Source organism: Enterobacter sp. Lyrl_3 (assembly GCF_051948675.1).
Lineage (GTDB): Bacteria > Pseudomonadota > Gammaproteobacteria > Enterobacterales > Enterobacteriaceae > Enterobacter > Enterobacter cloacae.
In genome coordinates this window covers 1-6,357 of sequence record NZ_JAYJLI010000038.1, presented here as the reverse complement: position 1 = coordinate 6,357, position 6,357 = coordinate 1, and the positions used below count along the sequence as shown (strand labels likewise).

The 6,357-nt window shown below is 53.2% G+C and carries 12 protein-coding genes; all 12 read left to right on the top strand.

Features of this window, described 5'->3' with window-relative positions:
• Positions 1–47 precede the first annotated feature (47 nt).
• Positions 48–281 (top strand): DUF905 family protein, encoded by a 234-nt coding sequence (locus VF709_RS24555; RefSeq protein WP_336243238.1) that lies wholly within the window; start codon positions 48–50, stop codon positions 279–281.
• A gap of 205 nt (positions 282–486) precedes the next feature.
• Positions 487–957: an antirestriction protein gene (locus tag VF709_RS24550; protein WP_336243237.1), complete on the top strand. Its 471-nt coding sequence runs from the start codon at positions 487–489 to the stop codon at positions 955–957.
• Between the two features lie 11 nt (positions 958–968).
• Positions 969–1,448, top strand: coding sequence for a RadC family protein (gene radC / locus VF709_RS24545; protein ID WP_336243236.1), 480 nt, complete (start codon positions 969–971; stop codon positions 1,446–1,448).
• Between the two features lie 20 nt (positions 1,449–1,468).
• Positions 1,469–1,690 (top strand): DUF987 domain-containing protein, encoded by a 222-nt coding sequence (locus VF709_RS24540; protein WP_042894348.1) that lies wholly within the window; start codon positions 1,469–1,471, stop codon positions 1,688–1,690.
• A 23-nt stretch (positions 1,691–1,713) separates the two neighbouring features.
• Positions 1,714–2,073, top strand: coding sequence for a type IV toxin-antitoxin system YeeU family antitoxin (locus VF709_RS24535; protein WP_336243235.1), 360 nt, complete (start codon positions 1,714–1,716; stop codon positions 2,071–2,073).
• Between the two features lie 51 nt (positions 2,074–2,124).
• A complete protein-coding gene (locus tag VF709_RS24530; protein WP_336243234.1) occupies positions 2,125–2,502 on the top strand; it encodes a TA system toxin CbtA family protein in 378 nt (125 codons plus the stop codon).
• On the top strand, positions 2,499–2,990 hold the full coding sequence (locus VF709_RS24525) for a DUF5983 family protein (protein WP_336243233.1): 492 nt from the start codon (positions 2,499–2,501) through the stop codon (positions 2,988–2,990). Before VF709_RS24530 ends, VF709_RS24525 begins: the two co-directional genes overlap by 4 nt.
• Positions 2,991–3,011: 21 nt before the next feature.
• Positions 3,012–3,374: a DUF5983 family protein gene (locus VF709_RS24520; RefSeq protein ID WP_440232439.1), complete on the top strand. Its 363-nt coding sequence runs from the start codon at positions 3,012–3,014 to the stop codon at positions 3,372–3,374.
• A 29-nt stretch (positions 3,375–3,403) separates the two neighbouring features.
• On the top strand, positions 3,404–3,607 hold the full coding sequence (locus VF709_RS24515; RefSeq protein ID WP_210500266.1) for a hypothetical protein: 204 nt from the start codon (positions 3,404–3,406) through the stop codon (positions 3,605–3,607).
• 79 nt (positions 3,608–3,686) lie between these two features.
• Positions 3,687–4,532 carry a DUF4942 domain-containing protein gene (locus VF709_RS24510; protein WP_440232440.1) on the top strand — a complete coding sequence of 282 codons (846 nt, stop codon included), beginning with the start codon at positions 3,687–3,689 and terminating at the stop codon, positions 4,530–4,532.
• 74 nt (positions 4,533–4,606) lie between these two features.
• On the top strand, positions 4,607–5,002 hold the full coding sequence (locus tag VF709_RS24505; RefSeq protein WP_336243230.1) for a DUF6088 family protein: 396 nt from the start codon (positions 4,607–4,609) through the stop codon (positions 5,000–5,002).
• On the top strand, positions 4,995–5,954 hold the full coding sequence (locus tag VF709_RS24500; protein WP_336243229.1) for a nucleotidyl transferase AbiEii/AbiGii toxin family protein: 960 nt from the start codon (positions 4,995–4,997) through the stop codon (positions 5,952–5,954). The genes VF709_RS24505 and VF709_RS24500 overlap by 8 nt, the downstream gene beginning before the upstream one ends.
• The last annotated feature ends 403 nt before the right edge of the window (positions 5,955–6,357 follow it).

Sequence of the window (6,357 nt, the reverse complement as noted above, 5' to 3'; positions counted from 1 at the left end):
CCACTGAGCGGGGCATTTTGTTTTATGCCATTCATCAGGAGATGACGATGCACAACACCGACAGCCCGTTGTTGCCAGAAGGCCAGTTTACCCGTCGACAGGCTGATGCCGTGGTGACGGCGTACCAGAACGTAGCCATCGAAGACGACGTGGGGAACCAGTTTCGGCTGGTGATCCGTGACCGCGATGGTCAATTAATCTGGCGGAGGTGGAATTTTGAAGCAAATGCCGGGGAATGGCTTAACCGCTATCTGCTCAGCCACGGTGTCAGAATCCGATAAAAAATGCCGGTATGGAGGCTACCGGCGGCTATATGACACATCAGTTTGTCCCGATCTGAGGCCGGGTGAGCCGCAATATAAAGCATCCCCCACTGCCGCGCGACACAAATCAGCAACAGCGCACGAAATGAATAACCGCGCCCTGGCTCACCGCCTGTGGCGCTTTTTTTATGCCGTTAAATTACCCCCAATGAGGAAGACATAAATGACCGACAACACTCTGCCACTATTCACACCCGAAGCAACAGTTCCTGTTGCGGCTCAGCAGCAGATTACCGCTACACAGGTCACCGATGAGAACCGCGTCAGCTTCTGGCCGCAGCACTTCGGCAGCATACCGCAGTGGATCACGTTAGAACCCACCGTTTTCGCGTGGATGGACCGCTTCTGCGCGGACTACAGCGGCGGTATCTGGCACTTTTACACGCTCAGCAACGGCGGCGCGTTTATGGCCCCGGAAGCAGAGAACAGTGAGCCGTGGTCGCTGTTCAACACGATGAACGGCAACGGCGGTGAACTCAGCACCGAAGCTGCCGGGATAGCCGTTTGCCTGATGACATACAGCCACCACGCCTGCCGCACCGAATGCGACTCCATGACAGAGCACTACTACCGCCTGCGGGACTACGCGCTCAACCACGCGGAATGCAGCGTCATCATGTACATCATCGACTGAGGTCAGCCACTATGGAACAACAGTTACCGTTGTTTGCCCGTGAATTAGCCCCTGCCGAGCAGCAGACAGTCAGGGAAGCCTTAACCCTGCTGGCATGCCAGCTACGCGAACCCGGCGCGTCATTTACCTCCAGCCATGCCGTCCGCGACTGGCTTCGTCTGCAGCTTGCTTCACTGGAACGGGAAGAATTTACCGCGCTCTTCCTCGATAACCAGCATCGCCTGATAGCCCACGAAACGCTCTTCACCGGCACCATCAACCATACGCAGGTCCATCCCCGCGAACTGGTGAAATCCGGTCTGAAACACAACTGCGCCGCTATCATCGTCGCCCATTGCCACCCGTCAGGGCTTGCCGAACCCAGCCAGGCCGACAAACGAATAACAGAACGGCTGAAACAGGCCCTGGATCTGGTGGATATCCGTCTGCTGGATCACCTGGTGGTCGGCGGTATGGAGATCACCTCGTTTGCAGAGCAAGGCTGGCTGTAGCACAGCAGGAGATTAACCCTATGAAAATTATCAGCAAACGTCAGGCGATGGCGATATACCGCCAGCATCCGCAGTCCCGGTTATTTCGCTTCTGCACGGGTAAATACAAATGGTCCGGCAGCGTCTGCCACTACGCTGGTCGTGAGGTCCAGGATATCAGCGGTGTACTCGCGGTCTTCGCAGAACGCCGTCAGGACCGCAACGGCCCGTATGTCGTATTACGCAGCGTCACGCTCAATTAACGTTAATTTAAGGAGCGCTAAAATTGTCGAATGAAATACCGGCAGTCAACCACGATATTGCTGAACCCTGGTGGGGGCTTAAACGCAATATCACACCCTGTTTTGGCGTTCGTCTGGTGCAGGAAGGCAACCGGCTGCACTATCTCGCCGATCGCGCCAGCATCACAGGCAACTTCAGCGATGCGGATTTACGCCATCTCGACCAGGCGTTTCCGCTGCTGATGAAACAGCTTGAACTGATGCTGGTGTCCGGTGAACTCAATCCCCGCTATCAGCACGGCGTCACGCTCTACGCAAAAGGGCTGACATGCGACGCTGACTCCCTCGGCTCGCATGGTTACGTGTACCTAGCGATTTATCCGACCCCGGCAGCAACCGCGTAAAACGTCTTACTACTTACCCGCTTTTTAACCCATTAACAAAGAGATCCCGCTATGCAAATTCAACGACTATCCTCCACGGGGGAGGCCTCACCACGCCCGTTACCCGTGGAAATCTGGCAACGGCTCCTGAGCCACCTGCTGGACCGTCACTACGGCCTGACGCTCAACGACACGCCGTTCGGCAACGACGGTGTGATTCAGGAGCATATCGACGCCGGTATCTCACCGTGCGACGCCGTGAACTTTATCGTGGAGAAATACGACCTGGTTCGTACGGACCGTCGCGGTTTTAACGCAGAAACACAGTCGCCGCTTCTCAGCAGTATCGATATTCTCCGCGCCCGCAAAGCCACCGGGCTGATGACCCGCAACGACTACAGAACGGTGACCGACATTACCACCGGTAAATACCGTGAGGCGCAGCCATGAAGCTGTCCCTCACCGTAGAAGCCGATACCCTCAACGTTCTGGCCCTGAATGCGGGCCGGATCGCTGTAGATATTGACGGTATTGAACTGACTGACCTGATCAATGTGGTCTGTGACAACGGTTATTCGCTTCGTATTGCTGATACCCCCGGAAAGCTGGTCGTGGAAGATCCGCTGCCGCCCCTCGCCCGCGTTAACGGCATCCAGTGCAGCACCGCGCATATCACGGCGGAAGACAACGCCCTGCTGTTTACCCTTTCGCACCAGCATGAAGACTTTGGTGAGTCGGAGTGGATTTCGTACACCGGTTCGGGTTATCTGCTCTACCTGGGCGCGTGGTCGTTTCCGGTCTTACGTCTCAAACGTCTCGGCCTGTCGAAATCCTGCCGCCGGTTAGTGGTGACGCTTATCCGTCGCTACGCTGCTGGCATAATTCATCTGGATGCCTTTGGTGAACTACTGCCGGGCTTTGCCACCTTCGACTGGTAACCGGGCAGGACAAACAACATCATGAGATTAACCACTACGACCCACGTACCCGATATCAGAACCGTGCCGCTGGCCCCTTCGGTATGCCTGCCGGGCATCTGCTGCAGTACCGCGCATATTACCCGGGAGGACAGCAAGCGACTGGCGCAGGCATCATCACCCGCTACTGAATGTGGTCACTGCGACTGGATACACGATACCGGCTACGGATATTTACTCCGGCTCAATGCGCGGTACCACCCGGCGCTGCATCTGAAAGCGATTGGGCTCTCAGGAGCCTGTCGCCGTCTGGTAGTCACGCTGATGCAACTCTATGGCATCCACATCCTGCACCTGGATGCGGATGGCGACCTACTGCCCGACTTTGCCACTTTTGACTGGTAATCCAGCCTCAACCACCACAAGGAGCTCTAATGCCAGAATTAACCACTGAAGCCGCTCTCAGCATTCTGATTAAGTGGCTGCAGGACAATATTGATTGCGGTACGGAGATCATCTTCGACAACGACGAAGACAACACCAATTCAGCCACACTACTGCCCTGGATTGAACAGGCATTACAGGACGTTCGCGATCTCCGCCATCTGCAGCTTCTGCAACAGGCCAGAACAGATTAGCCCCGAGCCAGACTTATCACACGCACATAAGCGCCAGTCCTCACCGACAGGCGCTTTGCTTTATATAAGGAAAGAAATGATGTCAGACCTTACTCTCACCGAACCCGAAGTACTAACCGACCATACCGACGTGATTTGCTCCACCAGCATTGAGCGCATTGTTACCGGACGTAACGCTGCACTGGCGCAGATTGAAACGTTGATACAGCAGCTTGACGATATTTCGACGCTAACCCGCAGCATCGGCGGTAAAACTGCGCTGGACTGGTCCATGAAGCAGGACTTCCGCTGTGGTTGCTGGTTGATGGAGAAACCAGAAACAGCGATGAAAGCCATTACCCGCAATCTCGATCGCGGTATATGGCGTGATTTAATGAAAAAGTCGGGGATGCTAAGCCTGATGGATGCTGCTGCCCGTGAGCAGTGGTACAACAGTCTGGAAAAGGACGATATTCCGGCGGTCAGCGAAGAGAATATTCTCAGTACGTTTGAGCAATTACATCTGAATAAAGGTGAGGTGTTTGAGCGGGGTGTAATCAATGTATTTAAAGGGCTATCCTGGAACTATAAGACCAATAGCCCCTGCAAGTTCGGCACAAAAATCATCGTTAGCGGGCTGGTCAAATATGACCGGTGGGGATTTGGGCTTAACTGGTGCTGGCAGCGTGACCGACTGGCTGACCTGGAGCGCATGCTGATGCTTCTGGATGGCAAGCCTGTCCCCGATAACCGCGCTGACGTTACCCGTCGGCTGGGCGACCATATCCATGAGAACCGGCACGATACCCGTTACGAGGACGAGATGTTTGCGATCAAATACTTTCAGAAGGGAACGGCCCATATCACCTTTAAGCGGCCAGAGCTGGTCGATAAACTGAATGACATCATCGCCCGGCACTATCCGGGCGCGTTGGCCGCAAGGTAATATCACTGTCGTGTGTTTGCTGTTAAACGTGTCGTATTTTTGCTATGATCACAAAATAGACAAAGGAGGAGAATATGACGACCAAAGCCCGTATCCAGTCACGACTGAAACGCTCGAAGCGCTATGTTTTCACTCGCAATGATTTCAAAGATATTGCTGGCTACGATCAGATTGGCAGAGCGTTGCGAACTCTGGTTAAAGAAGGTGAACTGTTGAAAGTCGGTTATGGCGTGTACACCAAAGCTCGCCGCAACAGTATCACCGGTAAGCTTATGCCTGCATCACCCGGAGGTTCCGCTGCGGTGATCGTTGAAACGCTGGATCGACTGAAGGTACGCTATCGCGTTACCGACGCGACACAGGCATACAACAGCGGTAAGTCTACGCAAATCCCTGTTTCGGCAGGGATAAAAACACCCTCGCGTTTTAAACGTGTGTTGTCGGTAGGAAACAGCAAACTGAATGGATGACCTCACTACTCTTTTTTCGGAGGTAGCTGATGCACTCGGCATTGAGTCCGTCGCTATTGTGGAAAAAGATCACTATATCGTTGAGCTTCTGGCTCTGCTTAAGACATTGTCGTTCGATACTCACCAGCTGGTTTTCGCTGGCGGTACTGCCCTGGCAAAATCCGGGGTGGTGCTGAACCGAATGTCAGAAGACGTGGATATCAAACTGGTTCCAGGCGCTTACTTTCTGGCGCTTTCGCGCTCCAGGCGAAAAGCCAGTCGTAAAGCAGTTATCCAGTCAATCACTGACGCAATAACCGCTACCGGTATGTTCAGCGTTGATGATGACCAGAAAGTGACCCGGGATGAGTATCGTTACAATGATATTCCGGTTCGTTACCCTCAGCGTCTGGCACAGGAACCCTGTCTGCGGCCTTTTATCAAACTGGAGCTGATGGAATCTGATTTGCTGGAGTCAGCAGAAGCCCGGGATATTCACTCGCTGGTAACCGAGATGACGAAAAAACCACATATCGTTCAGGCATTCCCTTCCGTCACCGTAACCAGTACACAAGCAGAGAAATTAGTAGCGATGTTACGACGAACAGCCGCTGTCACCCGCAATGTTGAACGTTTTGACGATACCACGCTGGTTCGCCATATCTACGATACCTGGTGCATTGTGAACGCAGGGAATGTCGACGTAGCACAGCTTACTGCTTTTGTTGAGAGAACCATCGTTCAGGATATCCAGCGCTACGGCAACCAGTATCCACAATTTTGCGACTCACCTGTCGCAGAGCTGAAACTGGGGCTGGAGGAACTGGCGAACAATCCTGTTCATCAGATGCGTTACCAGCAATTTGTTACTCCGATGGTTTTTGGCGAACAAGTCACCTGGGAAGAGGCTTTTGGCTGCTTCAGGCAAGTAGCACTTTCCACTTTAGACACCCTGTCTGCAAGATGGCGCTAAATAGCTAAAGTTCGATTCCGCGATTCAGCACATCGAAGTGGTTGCCAAACAATGGAATGACCGGGGGGCATGCTCTCATCATCTAATCACCTGCACTTCATTAGTTCGAAGAGAAAAACAACTGTGAATTTTATCGGGTTACTTTAACGTATTCCACTGGAGATAACGGCCCAGATAAATCATGTGAAACACGAGCGGCGCTTGATTCGATTCCGGTCTGCGGCACCACACTACCATCTCCAGTTATGGCAATCTGAGTCCTGAAAACTCCCGTTCGACCTCCTGTTTTAAGGATTTTCATTCGGGGGCCTCCAAGGGGGCCACTAAGTTTTCACAACAGATATTAAACCATATAAATCAAGACGATTATACATCCAGTTTCATTCCGAGTCCGGGCACCACT